Source organism: Falsiroseomonas ponticola (assembly GCF_016805305.1).
Lineage (GTDB): Bacteria > Pseudomonadota > Alphaproteobacteria > Acetobacterales > Acetobacteraceae > Falsiroseomonas > Falsiroseomonas ponticola.
Window position 1 is genome coordinate 432,577 of sequence record NZ_JAERQN010000003.1, and the last position, 15,931, is coordinate 448,507.

16 protein-coding genes are annotated in these 15,931 nt (G+C 71.9%); 13 read left to right on the plus strand and 3 right to left on the minus strand.

The window, feature by feature from the left end; all coding sequences use genetic code 11:
• Nucleotides 1-30: 30 nt before the first annotated feature.
• A complete protein-coding gene (locus JJI54_RS12570) occupies nt 31-741 on the plus strand; it encodes a pirin family protein (RefSeq protein WP_203073334.1) in 711 nt (236 codons plus the stop codon).
• A gap of 21 nt (nt 742-762) precedes the next feature.
• Here the strand turns inward: JJI54_RS12570 and JJI54_RS12575 are convergent, their stop codons facing one another.
• The 3 genes from JJI54_RS12575 to JJI54_RS12585 form a co-directional block, all read right to left on the minus strand.
• A complete protein-coding gene (locus tag JJI54_RS12575) occupies nt 763-1,545 on the minus strand; it encodes a lipase family protein (protein WP_203073335.1) in 783 nt (260 codons plus the stop codon).
• Entirely contained in the window at nt 1,545-2,561 is a 1,017-nt protein-coding gene (locus tag JJI54_RS12580) for an NADP-dependent oxidoreductase (RefSeq protein ID WP_203073336.1), read from the minus strand. The genes JJI54_RS12575 and JJI54_RS12580 overlap by 1 nt, the downstream gene beginning before the upstream one ends.
• Nucleotides 2,562-2,659: 98 nt before the next feature.
• Nucleotides 2,660-4,705 (minus strand): 4Fe-4S binding protein, encoded by a 2,046-nt coding sequence (locus JJI54_RS12585; RefSeq protein WP_203073337.1) that lies wholly within the window; start codon nt 4,703-4,705, stop codon nt 2,660-2,662.
• A 110-nt stretch (nt 4,706-4,815) separates the two neighbouring features.
• Here JJI54_RS12585 and JJI54_RS12590 point away from each other — a divergent pair, with 110 nt between their 5' ends.
• The 12 genes from JJI54_RS12590 (at nt 4,816) to JJI54_RS12645 (ending at nt 15,930) form a co-directional block, all read left to right on the plus strand.
• Entirely contained in the window at nt 4,816-5,538 is a 723-nt protein-coding gene (locus tag JJI54_RS12590) for a biotin/lipoate--protein ligase family protein (protein WP_318987495.1), read from the plus strand.
• Nucleotides 5,535-6,098, plus strand: a complete 564-nt coding sequence (locus tag JJI54_RS12595; protein WP_203073338.1) for a DUF6505 family protein — start codon at nt 5,535-5,537, stop codon at nt 6,096-6,098. Before JJI54_RS12590 ends, JJI54_RS12595 begins: the two co-directional genes overlap by 4 nt.
• Nucleotides 6,095-7,162: a DUF6352 family protein gene (locus tag JJI54_RS12600; RefSeq protein ID WP_226381689.1), complete on the plus strand. Its 1,068-nt coding sequence runs from the start codon at nt 6,095-6,097 to the stop codon at nt 7,160-7,162. The genes JJI54_RS12595 and JJI54_RS12600 overlap by 4 nt, the downstream gene beginning before the upstream one ends.
• Nucleotides 7,159-7,779 (plus strand): DUF3305 domain-containing protein, encoded by a 621-nt coding sequence (locus JJI54_RS12605; protein WP_203073339.1) that lies wholly within the window; start codon nt 7,159-7,161, stop codon nt 7,777-7,779. The genes JJI54_RS12600 and JJI54_RS12605 overlap by 4 nt, the downstream gene beginning before the upstream one ends.
• Nucleotides 7,776-8,468 carry a DUF3306 domain-containing protein gene (locus tag JJI54_RS12610; protein WP_203073340.1) on the plus strand — a complete coding sequence of 231 codons (693 nt, stop codon included), beginning with the start codon at nt 7,776-7,778 and terminating at the stop codon, nt 8,466-8,468. The genes JJI54_RS12605 and JJI54_RS12610 overlap by 4 nt, the downstream gene beginning before the upstream one ends.
• Nucleotides 8,469-8,627: 159 nt before the next feature.
• On the plus strand, nt 8,628-9,227 hold the full coding sequence (locus JJI54_RS12615) for a TorD/DmsD family molecular chaperone (RefSeq protein WP_203073341.1): 600 nt from the start codon (nt 8,628-8,630) through the stop codon (nt 9,225-9,227).
• A gap of 26 nt (nt 9,228-9,253) precedes the next feature.
• Nucleotides 9,254-9,478, plus strand: a complete 225-nt coding sequence (locus tag JJI54_RS12620; RefSeq protein WP_203073342.1) for a twin-arginine translocation signal domain-containing protein — start codon at nt 9,254-9,256, stop codon at nt 9,476-9,478.
• Between the two features lie 18 nt (nt 9,479-9,496).
• Nucleotides 9,497-12,418 carry a formate dehydrogenase subunit alpha gene (locus JJI54_RS12625; RefSeq protein ID WP_203073343.1) on the plus strand — a complete coding sequence of 974 codons (2,922 nt, stop codon included), beginning with the start codon at nt 9,497-9,499 and terminating at the stop codon, nt 12,416-12,418.
• An 18-nt stretch (nt 12,419-12,436) separates the two neighbouring features.
• Entirely contained in the window at nt 12,437-13,033 is a 597-nt protein-coding gene (gene fdh3B, locus JJI54_RS12630; protein ID WP_203073344.1) for a formate dehydrogenase FDH3 subunit beta, read from the plus strand.
• Between the two features lie 16 nt (nt 13,034-13,049).
• Nucleotides 13,050-14,081 (plus strand): formate dehydrogenase subunit gamma, encoded by a 1,032-nt coding sequence (locus JJI54_RS12635; protein ID WP_203073345.1) that lies wholly within the window; start codon nt 13,050-13,052, stop codon nt 14,079-14,081.
• A 70-nt stretch (nt 14,082-14,151) separates the two neighbouring features.
• Nucleotides 14,152-14,670 (plus strand): molybdopterin-guanine dinucleotide biosynthesis protein B, encoded by a 519-nt coding sequence (gene mobB, locus JJI54_RS12640; RefSeq protein ID WP_203073346.1) that lies wholly within the window; start codon nt 14,152-14,154, stop codon nt 14,668-14,670.
• Nucleotides 14,671-14,682: 12 nt separating this feature from the next.
• Nucleotides 14,683-15,930 carry a molybdopterin molybdotransferase MoeA gene (locus tag JJI54_RS12645; RefSeq protein ID WP_203073347.1) on the plus strand — a complete coding sequence of 416 codons (1,248 nt, stop codon included), beginning with the start codon at nt 14,683-14,685 and terminating at the stop codon, nt 15,928-15,930.
• Nucleotide 15,931 lies beyond the last annotated feature (1 nt).

The window sequence follows — 15,931 nt, forward strand, 5'->3', positions numbered from 1 at the left end:
TTCCCAGGCCACAGGAACGGGAGATATCCCATGATCGACGTCCGACCCTTCGCCAGCCTCGGCGGTGCGAACCATGGCTGGCTCAAGGCGAAGCACCACTTCTCCTTCGCCAACTACCACGACCCCAAGCGCATGAACTGGGGCCGGCTGCGCGTGTGGAACGATGACGAGATCGCGGCCGGCACGGGCTTCGACGCGCATCCCCACCGCGACATGGAAATCATCACCTATGTCCGCGAAGGCGCGATCACGCATCGCGACAACCTGGGCAATGAGGGCCGGACCGCCGCGGGCGACGTGCAGATCATGTCCGCCGGCACGGGCGTGGTGCATGCCGAATACAATCTGGAGCCGGAGACGACGAAGATCTTCCAGATCTGGATCATGCCGGACCAGCGCGGCGCCAAGCCGAACTGGGGCGCCAAGACCTTCCCCAAGGCCAACCGCGAGGCGGCCTTCGAGGTCCTGGCCTCCGGCCGTCCCGGCGATGCGGGGACGGGGGCGCTGCCCATCAACGTGAATGGCGCGGTGATGGCGGCCACCATCGCCCGCGGCCAGACGCTGACGCAGCCCCTGGCCGCCGGGCGCGCCGCCTACCTGGTGCTGGCCCGCGGCGCCGCCACGGTGAACGGTGCGGCACTGGGCGAGCGTGACGGCGTGGGCATCGCGCGGGAGGAGGCGGTGACCATCACCGCGACCGAGGATGCCGAGATCGTCATGGTCGAGGTCGCGGAGGAATGACCGGCATGGCCCGCCGCGCCGTCACCTGATCGGCGGCAGGCGGGCCAGTTCCCCCCGCAGCACGCCGATCGGGTCCCGCCCGGGGCCCGCGGCGACCAGCGCCCGGTGGCCGCCTTTCAGCACAAGCTGGCGCGCCCCGGGCAGCAGGGCGGAGGCGACGGGGACCAGCCCGTCGCTCGGCCCGGCGCCCGATGCCTCCATCCAGCGGGCGACGGGGGCATGGGCGCGGTCCTGCGGCGCTGGGTTCGGGCCGATGGCGGTGGCGAGTGTCGCGACCGGCACGGCCTGCACCAGGGCGGCGATCGCGGCCTCATGGTCGCGCATCCAGGCTTCCCGCACCGGGGTCGTCAGGTCCTTGGCGCCGCGGCGGCTGCCGAGGCCGAGCAGGCGCGCGGCGTGATGCACCGCGACATGGATGGCGCCGAGGCGGAGGATGCGGTCCGCCACGGGTGATCCGCGGAAGGGCGCCTGCAGCGCGATGAAGCCCCGCGCCCGCGAAGCCATGCCGGGGCGGAGCAGCGCGGCCAGCGCCTCCACGCCCCCCTTGGAATGGCCGACCAGGATGAAGGGGCCGTCGCCGTCCAGCGCGGCTTCCGCGATCCGCCCGGCATTGACGCCGATGGGCGCGACCGTCGGCAGGCGGATGACCTGCGCGGCGACGCCGATGCGCCGCAGCCAGTCGATCTGCCCCGCCATGTAGTCGAGGCCGACCGGCCGCAGCCCGGCCATCACCTCCCCCAGCAGGCCGTAGCAGAGCAGGATTCGCGTGCCGGCGAGGTGGCTGGCGAGGGCCTGGTCGTCCATCAATCGAGGGCGACGACCTGCTTGCCGAAGTTCCGCCCCTCCAGCATGCCGATGAAGGCGGCGGGGGCATTGGCCAGGCCCTGGGCCACATCCTCCCGCCACTGCATCCGGCCGGCGGCCATGTGGCCCAGCATCTCCGCCCGGAAGCGGGCGTAGCGCTGCCAGCCCTTGTCGCTGACGATGAAGCCCTGGATGCGGAGCCGCTTGCGCACCACGGGGCCGAGATTGGGGCCGGGCGGCGCGCCGGCGGCCGCGGCGCCGCTGGCGGTGTTGTACTGCGCGATCATGCCGCACATGACCATTCGGCCGAAATCATTGAGGCGCGGGAAGACGGCCGCCTGCACCGCGCCGCCGACATTCTCCCAATAGACGTCGATGCCATCGGGGCAGGCGGCATCGAGCGCGGGGTCGAGCGCCGCGCGGTGGTCGATGGCGGCATCGAAGCCCAGCGTGTCCTTCACGAAGGCGCATTTGGCCTGGCCGCCGGCGATGCCGATGACGCGGGCACCCCGGATCTTCGCGAGCTGCCCGACCACCTGGCCGACGGCACCGGAGGCCGCGGAGACGACGACCGTCTCGCCGTCCTTCGGCTCCCCGATGTCTTCCAGGCCGACCCAGGCGGTGAGGCCCGGCATGCCGAGCACGCCGAGGGCGGTGGAGGGCGGCGCTTCCTTCGGGTCGATGGCGATCAGCGCCCTGGCGGGGCGGGCGGAGAAGGCCTGCCAGCCATAGCCGCCCATGACCCAGTCGCCTTCCTTGAAGCGCGCGTCGCGGCTGGCGGCGACCTGGCCGACGGCGCTGCATTCCATCACGGCGCCGAGCTCGACGGGCTTGGAGTAGGATTTCGCGTCATCCATCCGCCCGCGCTGGTAGGGGTCGAGCGAGATGAAGCGGTGGCGGACCAGCACCTCGCCCTCCGCCGGTTCGGGGATGGCGGATTCGACCAGCTTGAAGTCCTCCGGCACCGGGGCGCCCTTCGGGCGGCGGGCGAGGAGGATCTGGTGGTTGCTGGTCATCGAGCGATCTCTTTCACTGGAGACGGTCCAGGGGCGTCTCGCCCCTGGCGGATGGGGTCCGGGGAAGGCGGCGCCTTCCCCGGGACAACGCGCCGTCGCTACTGCCGCTTCGCGCGCTCGGCCTCCCGCAGCCAATCCTCGGTGGTCTTGGTGGTGGGCCGCTCCGGCCCCGCATAGGGGTCCATCTTGCCGTCGGTCGCGGCGAAGGCGCGGCAATCCTCGCAGAGGCGGAGCAGCGCGAGCTGCTTGCCGTCCCTGAACATCCAGTGGCCGCTGGCGGTCAGCTTGGCGGAGACGCGCTCGATCTGGCTCCGCACGCCAAAGGGCTTGGCGCAGCGTTCGCAGCAGAAGGGCTCCTCCTCCTTCACCACCGCGACCTGCGCGCTGGCGGGGGAGAGGTTGAGGCGCGGCTCCAGCGTGATGACCTTCTCCGGGCAGGTGGTGGCGCAGAGGCCGCATTGGACGCAGGCGTCTTCCAGGAAGCGGAGCTGCGGCTTCTCGGGATTGGCCGAGAGCGCGCCGGTCGGGCAGACGGTGGTGCAGGCGACGCAGAGGGTGCAGCCGGACGTCTCGACCCTGGCAATGCCGAAGGGGGCGAGCGCCGGCATGGGGATGACGGCCTCGCGCTTCTCCGCGCCCTCGGCCAGCGCGCGGCCGGCCTGGCGCAGGATCTCCCGCGGCTGGCCGATGGCGGCGAAGGTGGCGGGGGGGAAGGGCAGGCCGCGGCGGGGCAGGGCGCGCAGCGCCTCCCCCATCGTGAAGGGGTCGTCGGTCTCGATCGCCGCGGCGCGGGGGGCGCCGTGGTCCTGCACGCCGAGGCCGGCCAGCACCGTGGTGGCGTAGTCGATGTTGCGGAAGACACCCTCCGCCCCATGGGCGCGCCGGCCCTTCATCAGCACGCGGATCTGCGCCGCGCCCCAGGCAAAGGCCGAGAGGAAGAAGGCGAGGTCGAGCTGCGAGACCTCGTTGACCCGCAGCGGCAGCACGCGGGCGGGCAGGCCATCGCCGTGGCGGGCCAGGGCGTCGATCAGCGGCTCGCCATGCTCGGCGTCATGCACCAGCAGGGCGGGCGCCTCCCCGCCCGCTTCCCGGTAGGTCAGCAGCAGGGTGCGGACGCGCCGCAGCAGCGCTTCGGAGGAGGGGAGCGCGTATTGCGCGGCGCCGGTCGGGCAGACGGCGGCGCAGGCGCCGCAGCCCGCGCAGATCTCCGCGCTGATCTGCACGCTGTCCTTGCCCGGCGTGATGGCGCCGGTCGGGCAGAGGTCGAGGCAGCGGGTGCAGGCGGTGCGGCGGTTGCGGGAATGGGCGCAGAGCGAGGCCTCGAAGCTGACGAAGCGGGGCTTGTCGAATTCCCCCACCAGGTCGCGGGCGCGGGCCACCAGGCGTTCCACCGCGGCGGCATCGGCGGGATCGGCGCGGAGGTAGCCCTGCCGGACCTCATGCGTCGGGAACAGGGGCGTGCCGCCCGTGAGGTCCACCAGCACGTCGCAGCGGCTGGTCGCGCCATCCCGCGCCGGGCCCCAGTCATAGGAGGCGCGGGAGGAGGGGCGGGGCATCGCGTAGCCATCCACCGTGACCTCGAAGGCGCCGAGCCAGCCGGTCGCGGCGCGGGCGCGGCCGCGGGCGACGGGGAAATCGGCGCTGCGCAGCGGCGCGACCTTGGCGCCGCCGGCCAGCAGCACCGTCACGTCCAGCGTCTCCGCCAGCCGGGCGGCGACCGTCAGCGCCGTCTCGTCCCGGCCGAGCACCAGGGTCACGCCCTCGCTCCGCAGGGGGACCAGGGCCGTGGCGGGCATGGGGACGGCGGCGGCGGCCAGCAGCGCGGCCATCTTGGGGCCGGCCGCCCTGGCGTCATCGGACCAGCCGGCCGTCTCCCGGATGTTCACGAAGGACAGGTCGCGGGTGAAGCCGGCGGCCTCGGCTTCCTGCTGGAACAGCGGCGCCTGGGCGGTGCAGGCGACGGTGACGGGGCGGTCCTCCGCCAGCGCGGCCAGGAAGCGGTCGAGCTGCGCCTGGCAGAGCTGCTCCGCCAGGCGGGGCTGGGTGGCGCAGCCGCGGGCGATGGCGCGGCCATCGAGCGGCATCGTATCCTCGCAGGAGCAGACGAAGGTCGTGCGCCCGTTGCTGGCGGCGGTGCTGGTCATTGGGATCCCGGGCGTCCTCGGCAGGTGCCGGGTCTAGGCCCAGGCACAGGGCGCGCATATATGCGCGTCCTCTCGCCGATGCGAGGGATGCCGGAGGAAGCGAGCCCGCCGTGGCGTCAGAACTGCCCGAATTGCCGTCCGTCTTCGATCCCGTGGTCGCGCTGCGCGAGGGGGGCGACGCCATGGCGCGCGCGGTCGCGCTGGCGCCCCGGCATGGGGCGGGGACGCTGGCCTGGGTGCGATCCGCGTCCCGCATCGAGGCCGCGGTGGTGCTGGAGCCCGAAATGCCGCTGGCCGCGGCGCGGGGCGCGATCTTCGCCGGCGCCAGCGCGCTGGGCGATGCGCTGGCGGCCTATGGCCCGCCGGAAGTGCCGCTGACCTTCCACTGGCCGGGGATCGTGCTGGTGAATGAGGGCCAGGTGGGGCGCATCCGCCTGGCCTGGCCGGAGGGCGCGGCCGAGGCGCGGGAGCCCGCCTGGCTGGTGCTGGGCATGGAGGCGCGGCTGTCCTTCCCGCGGGGCTGGGAGCCCGGCCACGGGTTGCAGCAGACCGCGGTGTTCGAGGAAGGCTGGTCGGAGGAGGAGGTCTCCGCCGCGCAGCTGACCGCCGCCTGGGCGCGGCACCTGATGGCGAACCTCGCGGAATGGCAGCGCACGGGGCCGGGTTCCGGCTTCTCCCGCATGGCGGAGCGCTACCTGGCCCGGCTGGCGCGCCAGGCCTGGATGGGGGAGGCGCGGCGGGGGATCGACCCGGCGACGGGCGACCTGGTGCTCGAGGATGAGGGGACGCGGAGCCGCTACCCGCTGGCCGATGCGCTGGCGGTGACGGCATGAGCGGCCGCCTGCCGCGCACCCTGCGGCTCGACCCCTCCGACACCGTGATCTTCGAACAGGCGGCGGAGCCGGGCGAATGGGCCGTGCCCGGCGCCTTCGAATTCTGGGACGAGGATCCCGCCGGGATGGCGGGCAAGCGGCGGCAGGCCTTCCGGGGGGGCTTCCTCGGGCTTGCGAGCTTCGGCTGGTCCACGCTGGTGGAGGTGGCGCCGGCGACCGCCACGCAGCGGGAGGCGGCCATCGGCGCGCTGGCGCGGCATATCCGCGCGCAGCATGGCGCCCCGGACGACGGCGCCGCCCGCGCGGCGGCGCTGGAGGAGATCGGCTTCGCGGAAAGCCTCTGCGAGGGGCATGAGGTCGGCACCGTGCTGGCGCTGTCCCGCAGCCTGGAGGAGGGGGAGGTGCGGGAGCGGTTCCGCACGCTCCACCTCCGCGACACGCCCCATGTCAGCTTCAACGCCCTTCCGGTCTTCGGGATGGTGACGGTGGAGGGCGAGGATGACCCGGTGGAGCGGCCTGACCTGATGAACCTCGGTACCCGCGGGGGTGACCGCGCATGAGCGGCAACACGCCGCCCGGGCTGATGCCCCCTGGTCTTCTGCCGGGCGATTTCTGGGTCGCCTCCGGCCACCACCTCTGCGACCGGGACGAGGAGGGGCGCATCCATGGCACGCCGGACCTCTGGCGCGCCTTCTGCGCCCGGCCGGAGCTGGTGCCGCCGGAGGAAGCCTGCGACGCGGAGCGGGCGCTGCATGCCTCGCTGATGGCGGAGCCGATGCGGGCGGTCAGCGAGGCGGAGATCGCGGCGCTGGCCGACCCCGACGCGCAGGAGAATTTTCGCGTCTTCCTCGGCTTCCGGGATCGCGTGGTGGCGGAGCCCTGCCTCGAAGCCGCCTGGCTGGCGCTGTACCGGCAGGGCGTGGCGGGAATCCCGCCGATCTTCCTGCAGATGCTGACGCATCTCGTGACGCGGTCCGCGCTGGAAGGCGTGGGCGATCCCTTCACGCTGCGCGCCGCGGAACTGCTGTTCCGCACCCAGCGCGTCGCGATCCACCAGGGCGCGCTGCTGGTGGCGGATGAGGAGATCCTGGACCACAAGGGCGGCGATGGCGGCTATGGCGCGCTGGGACAGCTGCTGGTGGAGGCCGGCGCCCAGCCGCGGGAGGTCGAGGTCGATGTCCTCTCCGAGGATAATGGCCATCTCTATCCCGGCCGGTCGGATGCGCATGACTTCGCGCTGGACATCGCGGAGGGGCGGCCGGGGCAGCACGGGCTGGCCCGCGCGCTGGAACGCTTCATCGGCCATGTCATCGGCGAACAGGTGACGATCCGCCCCGTGCCCGTCATCGAGGACCGCAACTGGACCTGGCATGTCGGGCTGGATGCGGAGGCGACGGCGATCGCCAACGACCTCTGGCAGGGCAAGAAGGTGAAGCAGGCCAGGCTGGCGCGGATCATCTGGCTCGGCGTGCTCGACTTCGCGGAGGCGTCGCGCGTGCTGCCGCGCGTCGCGGGCAAGCCGGTGTACCTGGCGGTGGCGATGGATGCGGCGCAGAAGCTGCGGATGAAGCCGCAGAACCTGGTGGCCGGGCTGCCGCTGCGGGCAAGGGAGGATGCGGCGTGAGCGTGCCGCGCCACCCCGATTCCATCGCGGTGCCGGTCGCCGTCATCGCCGAACGCCGGCCGGGCGTGACGAAATGGGTGGAGCATGTCTGGCAGGCGGTGGAGGTGCTGGAGGATGCGCCCCCCGTGCCCGCCTGGACGAAGCTGCGGGAGGAGGGCGGCCGCGCGCTGTTCTTCGCCGGCGTCGCGGAGGTGGTGATGCACCCCACCGACACGGACAACTACAAGCACAACCTGGAATCCGCGCAGCCCCTGGTCTGGGTGCTGCTGCGACCGACGGAGGCCGAGCCGGGCATGGCGCTGCAATCGGTGCTGGTCGATCCCGGGGAGGCGCATCTGCACGCCGATGTCGGGCAGGACCTGCTGGAGGCGCTGCCCATGCCGCCGGGGCTGCGCGCCCTGGCGACCGACTTCGTCGCCCGCCACCACAAGGAACGCGGCTTCTACAAGCGCAAGCGCGACCAGGCGAACCCGGAGGCCCTCGCGCGGAGCGCGAATCCGGAGGCCCTCGCGCGCAGCGCGGATCCGGAGGCCTTCGCGCGGAGCGCGAATCCGGAGGCCCTCCCGCGGAGCGCGAAACCGGAGCAGGCGCGGCGGATGCCGGAGGATGAGGCGTGAGCGGCACGGAGGAGCCCGGCTTCCTCGGCCGCTGGTCCCGCCGCAAGCGGGGGATCGAGGCCGAGGCGCCGCCGCCGGCCGAGGCCGCCGCGGCGCCCGAAGCCGCCCCCGAACCCGCGCCGGTCGCGAAGTCCGGCACCTGCCCCATCCCGGGGATGGAGCCGATCGACCTTTCGACCCTGCCGCCGATCGAGGAACTCTCCGTCACCAGCGACCTGGCGCCCTTCCTGCGGCCCGGCATCCCGGCGGCGCTGCGGTCCGCTGCGCTGCGGCGGATGTGGAGCCTGGACCCGGCGATCCGGGACTATATCGGCCCGGTCGAATACCAATGGGACTTCAACACCCCCGGCGGGCTGCCCAATGGCTTCGCGTCGGAGCTGGTGGGCGATGTGCGCAAGCTGCTGGCCCAGGCGATCGGGGAGGTGGAGGAGAAGCCGCCGGCCCAGGAAACCGCCGAGGAAACCGCCCAGGAAACCGCCCCGGAAGCCGCCCCCGCGGAGGAGGCGCCTGGGCCCGCGCCGGCGGCCGCGCCACCCGCGCAGGCCCCGGCCATGCTGCCGCCGGACGCGACCCTGGCGGCGCCCGCGCCCACCGCCCTGCCTTCCGCCACGCTGGCCGCGCTGCCGCCGGAGGAGGGGGCACCGCCGCCAGCCCTGCGCCGCCGGCATGGCGGGGCCCTGCCGGCCTGACTTGGCGCGGGGCCGGCGCCGGGGCCGTGCTGTTTTTCGGGGCATGGCCGGCCTGCATTCCGATCAGCCCGGTTGGATAATGTCGAAAAACTTGGTACGCTCTGGCGTGCGCTGGCGGAATCCGATAGGGGACCGCCGCTGGGGAAGCGTGACGGCGGGATGACAAACGAGGAAAGCAGGGCCAGGGTCGATGCCGTGGATGCGGAACGGGCTCGCCTGTTCGCGCTTCTCGGGCGTCTCCTCGGGCATGCGCCGGACGCGGCCCTGCTGGCGCGCCTCAAGCTGCTGCCGCCCGGGCCCGGTGAACTGGGGGAGGCCTATGCGGCGCTCTCCGCCGCCGCCGCCGCCACCACCGCCGAGGCCGCGGAGCGCGAATTCTTCGACCTGTTCATCGGCGTCGGGCGCGGGGAGCTGCTGCCCTATGCCTCCTACTACCTGACCGGCTTCCTGCATGAACGGCCGCTGGCCGATCTGCGCGGCGACCTCGGGCGGCTCGGCGTGGAGAAGGCCGAGGGGATCGCGGAGCCCGAGGACCACATCGCCTTCGTCTGCGAGGTGCTGGCCGGGCTGATCGCGGGCGCCTTCGGGGCGGAGCCGGAGCAGGCGAACGAATTCTTTACCCGCCACATGCGCCCCTGGGCCGGGCGCTTCTTCGCCGACCTCGAACGCGCGGAGATGGCGGGGTTCTACAAGGCGGTGGGCCGGCTGGGCCGCACCGTGATCGAGATCGAGGCCGCGGCAGCCGACCTGCCGGCCTGATGGGTTTCCAAGGGGAGTTGGGTACCATGAGCGAACAAGGGACGGAAAAGTCCATCCGCCGGGGCTTCCTGAAGGCGCTGGGCCTGGGCACGGCGGCAGCCGCCGCCGCGGCGCCCGCGCTGGCGCAGCGCGCGGATAGCGTGCCCTCGCGCGATGCGCGGAAGGAGAATGAGCAGCAGCGCCTGGCCGCCCGCTACAAGGCGGATTCGGCGCATGTGCGGGCCTTCTACCGCACCAATGGCTACGAATAGGAAACGGGGGACGCACGCATGCTGATCAAGCGCTCCGAAGGCAAGGCCGCGCGCCAGCGCCTGGCCGCCGCCTACCAGGGTCTCTCCTCCGGCGGGCTCGACCGTCGCAGCTTCCTCCGCCAGGCGGGCTTCGGCGCCGCGGGTCTCGCGGCGCTGGGCGCCATGGGGCCGGGCCGCGCGCAGGCGAGTGGCGCGGCGACCGGCGTCGCCGACCTGTCCAAGCCCATCCAGCGCATCCGCAACATCTGCACCCATTGCTCCGTCGGCTGCACGGTGGTGGCCGAGGTGCAGAACGGCGTGTGGGTGGGGCAGGAGCCGGCCTGGGAAAGCCCGATCAACCGCGGCACGCATTGCGCCAAGGGCGCCAGCGTGCGTGAGCTGGTGCATGGCGACCGCCGCCTGAAGTACCCGATGAAGCTCGTCGGCGGGCAGTGGCAGCGCATCAGCTGGGATGTCGCGCTGAACGAGATCGCCGACCGGATGATGAAGATCCGGGCGGAGAGCGGGCCGGACAGCATGTTCCTGCTGGGCAGCGCCAAGTTCTCCAACGAGGGCGCCTACCTGTTCCGCAAGTTCGCGGCCTTCTGGGGCACCAACTCCGTCGATCACCAGGCGCGCATCTGCCACTCCACGACGGTGGCGGGTGTCGCGAACACCTGGGGCTATGGCGCCCAGACGAACAGCTACAACGACATCCGCAATTCCAAGACCATGATCATCATGGGCGGGAATCCCGCGGAGGCGCATCCCGTCTCGCTGCAGCATGTGCTGAGCGGCAAGGAGCGGAACCGCGCGAAGCTGATCGTCATCGACCCGCGCTTCACCCGCACGGCGGCGCATGCGACGGACTATGTCCGCATCCGCCCGGGCACGGACATCCCCATCATCTGGGGCATGCTGCACCACATCTTCGCCAATGGCTGGGAAGACAAGCAGTTCATCGCGCAGCGCGTCTTCGGCATGGATGAGATCCGCGCCGAGGTGGCGAAGTGGACGCCGGCCGAGGTCGAGCGCGTCACGGGCGTGCCGGGCGAGCAGCTGAAGAAGGTGGCGCAGACCTTCGCGACCGAGAAGCCCGCGACGCTGATCTGGTGCATGGGCGCCACGCAGAAGACGGTCGGCACGGCCAATGTCCGCGCCTTCTCCATCCTGCTGCTGGCCACGGGCAATGTCGGCCTGGAAGGCACCGGCGCCAACATCTTCCGCGGCCACTGCAACGTGCAGGGCGCGACGGACTTCGGCCTCGATGTCGGGACGCTGCCGGCCTATTACGGGCTGGACGAGGGCGCCTGGCGTCACTGGAGCCGCGTCTGGAACGTGCGCTACGAGGACATGGTGGCGCGCTTCGACAGCCCCGCCATGATGACCACGCCGGGCATCCCGACCACGCGCTACTTCGACGCCATCACCCTGCCCAAGGACCAGATCCAGCAGCGTGACCGGGTGAAGGGCATGCTGGTGGTGGGCCATGGCGGCAACACCGTCACCCGCATGCCGGAAGCGGTGAAGGGGCTGGAGGCGCTGGACCTGCTGGTCGTGGCCGACCCGCACCCCACCACCTTCGCGGTGCTCGGCAACCGGCGGGAGAACACCTACCTGCTGCCGATCTCGACGCAGTTCGAATGCGACGGCAGCCGCACCGCCTCCAACCGCTCCGTCCAGTGGGGCGCGAAGGTCGTCAACCCGATCTTCGAATCCAAGAACGACTACGAGATGATGTACCGGCTCTGCGGCGCGCTGGACGGCGCGGCGCAGCGCAGCAACCAGGCGATCCGCTTCCAGCAGGAGATCTTCAAGACCTTCGAGGTGCGGGACAACGCGCCGACGGCCGAGAGCATCCTGCGGGAGATCAACCGCGGCGCGCTGTCCACCGGCTATACCGGCCAGTCCCCGGAACGCCTGAAGCTGCACATGGAGCACCAGGACAAGTTCGACCTGGTGACGCTGCGCGGCCGCGCCGGCACGCCGGTGGAGAACGAGTTCTACGGCATGCCCTGGCCGTGCTGGGGCAAGGCGGAGTGGAAGCACCCGGGCAGCCACATCCTCTACAACACCAACCTGCATGTGAAGGATGGCGGCGGCACCTTCCGCCCGCGCTTCGGCGTGGAGCGCAACGGCGTGACGCTGCTGGCGGAAGGCAGCTGGTCCAAGGGCTCCGAGATCCAGGACGGCTACCCCGAATTCACCACCGCCGTGCTGCGGCGCCTCGGCTGGTATGACGACCTGACCGCCGAGGAGAAGAACTGGATCGAGAGCAACGGCGGCAACTTCTCCTGGGCCACCGACCTGTCCATGGGCATCATCCGCGTGGCCATGGAACATGGCTGCGTGCCCTACGGCAACGGCAAGGCCCGTGCGGTCGCGTGGAACCTGCCCGACCCCGTGCCGGTGCACCGCGAGCCGATCTACACGCCGCGCACCGACCTGATCGCGCAGTACCCGACGCTGCCGGACCGCCGCGGCTTCCGCATGCCGCATCTCGGCGTGACGGTGCAGAACCGCAGCCACCAGGTGGCGCGCGACTTCCCGATCATCCTCTCCTCCGGCCGCCTGGTCGAATACGAGGGTGGCGGCGAGGAGACGCGGTCCAACAAGTGGCTGGCCGAGCTGCAGCAGGACATGTTCGTCGAGATCAACCCGGCCGATGCCGCGGCGCGGAACATCCGCGACGGCGGCTGGGTCTGGGTGACGGGGCCGGAGAACCAGGCCCGCGCCCGCATGAAGGCGCTGGTGACGGAGCGCGTGGGCCGGGGCGTGGCCTGGATGCCCTTCCACTTCGCCGGCCACTTCATGGGCGAGGACCAGCGGCGCCGCTACCCGCAGGGCACGGACCCGATCGTGCTCGGCGAAAGCGTGAATGCCGTCACGACCTACGGCTACGACCCGGTGACCTTCATGCAGGAAACCAAGGTCACTCTTTGCCAAATCCGCGCGGCCTGATCAGGGGGGACAGAACCAATGGCTCGGATGAAGTTCCTCTGCGACAGCGACCGTTGCATCGAGTGCAACGCCTGCGTCACCGCCTGCAAGAACGAGCACGAGGTGCCCTGGGGCATCAACCGGCGCCGCGTCGTCACCATCAATGACGGCCGGCCGGGCGAACGCTCGATCTCCATGGCCTGCATGCACTGCACGGACGCGCCCTGCGCCGCCGTGTGCCCGGTGTCCTGCTTCTACACGACGGCGGATGCCATCGTGCTGCATGACAAGGATCTGTGCATCGGCTGCGGCTACTGCTTCTACGCCTGCCCCTTCGGCGCGCCGCAGTATCCGCGCGTCGGCAACTTCGGCGGCCGCGGCAAGATGGACAAGTGCACCTACTGCGCCGGCGGGCCGCAGCAGGACGGCACGCTGGTGGAATACACGCAGTACGGCTCCAACCGCATCGCGGAAGGCAAGCTGCCGCTCTGCGCGGAGATGTGCTCCACCAAGGCGCTGCTGGCCGGCGATGGCGAGATGATCGCCACCATCTACCGGGAGCGCGTGCAGAAGCGCGGCTATGGCGCGGGCGCCTGGGGCTGGCGCACGGCGTATCGCGAGAATGTCGCGGTCTGATCCCGGGGGAATGGCGATGAACTGCATCACCCGGGCGCTTGCCGCCGCCGTCCTGGCCTTCGGCCTGGGCGGCCCGGCGCTGGCCCAGATCGGCGGGCCCGTGACGGGCACGCCGAGCAACCCGATCACCAGCCCCGGCACGGCCGATGAGCTGGAGCTGATGAAGGCGCTGAACGGCGGCCGCATCGCCGGGCGCGTCTCCATCCCCGATGCGCAATCCGCCAGCCTGATCCAGCCGGAAGGCCGGGAATGGCGCGACTTCCACAACAGGACGCTGACCTGGGTGGGTGGCATCGCCGTGCTCGGCATGCTCGGCATCCTGGTCGTCTTCTACATGACCAAGGGCCGCATCCGCATCGATGCCGGGCCGGCGGGGCGCACCATCAAGCGCTTCAACGGGTTCGAGCGCGCGGCGCATTGGATGACGGCGACGTCCTTCGTGGTGCTGGGGCTCTCCGGCCTCAACCTGACCTTCGGCCGCTTCCTGCTGCTGCCGGTGATCGGGCCGGAGGCGTTCACCGCCGTCAGCCTCTGGGGCAAGATCGCCCACAACTACCTGGCCTTCCCCTTCACGCTCGGCATCGTCCTGCTGTTCCTGGTCTGGGTGAAGGACAACATCCCGAATGCGCGCGACATCGCCTGGTTCAAGGCGGGTGGCGGGCTGCTGGGCCGCGGGCACAACCACCCGGAAGCCGGCCGCTTCAACGGCGGGCAGAAGATGGTGTTCTGGATCACGGTGCTGGGCGGCGCGCTGGTCGCGGCTTCCGGCTACATCCTGATCTTCCCCTTCACGGTCACGGACATCGCGGGGATGCAGCTGGCGCACATCGTGCACGGCGTGCTGTCCGTGCTGATGGTGGCCGCGATGATCGCCCACATCTACATCGGCTCCGTCGGCATGGAAGGCGCCTTCGATGCCATGGGGTCGGGCGAGGTGGACCTGAACTGGGCCAAGGAACACCACTCCCTCTGGGTGGAGGAGGAGATGGCGAAGGCGCGGGAGACCATCGGCGGCCCCGCCGGCGCCAAGGCCGCTGGCGCGGACTGACCCCGCGCCCTGCCAACCAGGCCGGCCGGGTTTCCCCCGCGCCGGCCTTTTTCATGTCTGGAACATGCCCATGACGCGGTTGATCGGACTGGCCGGCTGGAGCGGCGCCGGCAAGACGACGCTGATGACGCGCCTGATCCCCGCCATGGCGGCGCGCGGCATCGGCGTCTCCACCCTGAAGCACGCGCACCACGCCTTCGACATCGATCGGCCGGGCAAGGACAGCTACGAGCATCGCGCGGCGGGGGCGCGGCAGGTGCTGGTGGCTTCCGCCCATCGCTGGGCGCTGATGACGGAGCATCGGGGCCAGCCGGAGCCGCCGCTGAAGGCGTTGCTGGCGCAGCTGGCGCCGGTGGACCTGGTGATCGTGGAGGGCTTCAAGCGCGACCACCACCCGAAGATCGAGGTGCATCGCGGCGCCAACGGCAAGCCCTGGCTGCACCCGGAGGACCCCCATATCGTCGCCATCGCCAGCGACGTCGCCCCGCCGGAGGCGCGGCTGCCGGTCGCGCATCTGGACGAGATCGAGGGGATCGCCGATCTGGTGCTGGGCCACGCGATTACGCTGGAGGCGTTTCTCCGGCGGTAGGGGAAGGGAGCCATGGCGCAACTCAGCGATGACTGCTTCGCCTTCGGCGGGAAGCTGATGTCCGTGGAGGAGGCGCAGGCGCTGATCGAGGCGCGGATCCCGCCGGCCGGGGGACGGGAAAGCGTGGCGCTGCGCCAGGCCACCGGTCGCGTGCTGGCGGAGGATCTGCGCGCGCGCACGCCGCTGCCGCCCTTCTTCAACTCGGCCGTCGATGGCTATGCCTTCCGCCATGCCGACCTGGCGGCGGAGGGGCCGACGCGCCTGCCCATCGCCGCGCGGCTGCAGGCCGGGCAGGCGGCGGCGGGCCTTTCGCCCGGCACCGCCATCCGCATCTTCACCGGCGCGCCCATGCCCGATGGCGCGGATACGGTGATGATGCAGGAGGATGCGCGGGAGGAGGATGGCGCGGTGCTGCTGGTGCCCGGCCTCAAGCGCGGTGCCAATTGCCGCCCGGCCGGGGAGGATGTGGCCGCGGGCCAGGTCGCGCTGCCGGCGGGCACGCGGCTCGGCCCGGCGGCGATCGGGCTGGCCGCGGCGCTGGGTTTCCGGGACGTGCCGGTCAGGCCCCTGGTGCGCGTCGGCGTCTTCTCCACGGGGGATGAGCTGGCGGATCCCGGCATGCCGCTCGGCCCGGCGCAGACCTATGACAGCAACCGCTTCACCCTGCTGGCGCTGCTGGCCGGGCTGCCGGTGGAGGCGCATGACCTCGGCATCCTGCCGGATGAGCCGGCGGCGACGGCGGCGGCGCTGGCGCGGGCGGCGGCGGGGCATGACCTGCTGCTGACCTCGGGCGGCGTCTCGACCGGGGAGGCCGACCATGTGAAGGCGGCGATCGGGCAGGGCGGGCGGCTGGTGTTCTGGCGGCTGGCCATCAAGCCGGGGCGGCCGGCGGCGATGGGGGTCGTCGAAGGCGTTCCCGTGGTGGGGCTGCCGGGCAACCCGGTGGCGGCCGTCGTCACCTTCCTGCACCTGGCGCGGCCGCTGGTGCTGCGCCTGGCGGGCGCGGCGCCGGACAGCCTGCCGCGCTTCACCGCGCGGGCCGACTTCGCCTATCGCAAGAAGGCGGGGCGGCGCGAATATGTCCGCGTCCGCCTGGCCTTCGGGGCGGGGCTGCCGGTGGCGCGGAAATATGCGCGGGAGGGGGCGGGGCTGCTGACCTCCCTGACCGAATCCGACGCCTTCGCGGAACTGCCGGAGGATGTGACGGCGGTCGCGCCGGGCGACGAGCTGCGCATCCTGCCCTTCCGCGCGGTGTTCTGAG

Excerpts from the sequence above, each read along its gene's own strand:
- JJI54_RS12635 (WP_203073345.1), top strand. The coding sequence starts at position 13,050 with ATGAACTGCATCACCCGGGCGCTTGCCGCCGCCGTCCTGGCCTTCGGC.
- JJI54_RS12615 (WP_203073341.1), top strand. The coding sequence starts at position 8,628 with ATGACAAACGAGGAAAGCAGGGCCAGGGTCGATGCCGTGGATGCGGAA.
- JJI54_RS12600 (WP_226381689.1), top strand. The coding sequence starts at position 6,095 with ATGAGCGGCAACACGCCGCCCGGGCTGATGCCCCCTGGTCTTCTGCCG.
- JJI54_RS12575 (WP_203073335.1), bottom strand. The coding sequence starts at position 1,545 with ATGGACGACCAGGCCCTCGCCAGCCACCTCGCCGGCACGCGAATCCTG.
- JJI54_RS12570 (WP_203073334.1), top strand. The coding sequence starts at position 31 with ATGATCGACGTCCGACCCTTCGCCAGCCTCGGCGGTGCGAACCATGGC.
- JJI54_RS12580 (WP_203073336.1), bottom strand. The coding sequence starts at position 2,561 with ATGACCAGCAACCACCAGATCCTCCTCGCCCGCCGCCCGAAGGGCGCC.
- JJI54_RS12620 (WP_203073342.1), top strand. The coding sequence starts at position 9,254 with ATGAGCGAACAAGGGACGGAAAAGTCCATCCGCCGGGGCTTCCTGAAG.
- JJI54_RS12585 (WP_203073337.1), bottom strand. The coding sequence starts at position 4,705 with ATGACCAGCACCGCCGCCAGCAACGGGCGCACGACCTTCGTCTGCTCC.
- JJI54_RS12645 (WP_203073347.1), top strand. The coding sequence starts at position 14,683 with ATGGCGCAACTCAGCGATGACTGCTTCGCCTTCGGCGGGAAGCTGATG.
- JJI54_RS12595 (WP_203073338.1), top strand. The coding sequence starts at position 5,535 with ATGAGCGGCCGCCTGCCGCGCACCCTGCGGCTCGACCCCTCCGACACC.
- fdh3B (WP_203073344.1), top strand. The coding sequence starts at position 12,437 with ATGGCTCGGATGAAGTTCCTCTGCGACAGCGACCGTTGCATCGAGTGC.
- mobB (WP_203073346.1), top strand. The coding sequence starts at position 14,152 with ATGACGCGGTTGATCGGACTGGCCGGCTGGAGCGGCGCCGGCAAGACG.
- JJI54_RS12625 (WP_203073343.1), top strand. The coding sequence starts at position 9,497 with ATGCTGATCAAGCGCTCCGAAGGCAAGGCCGCGCGCCAGCGCCTGGCC.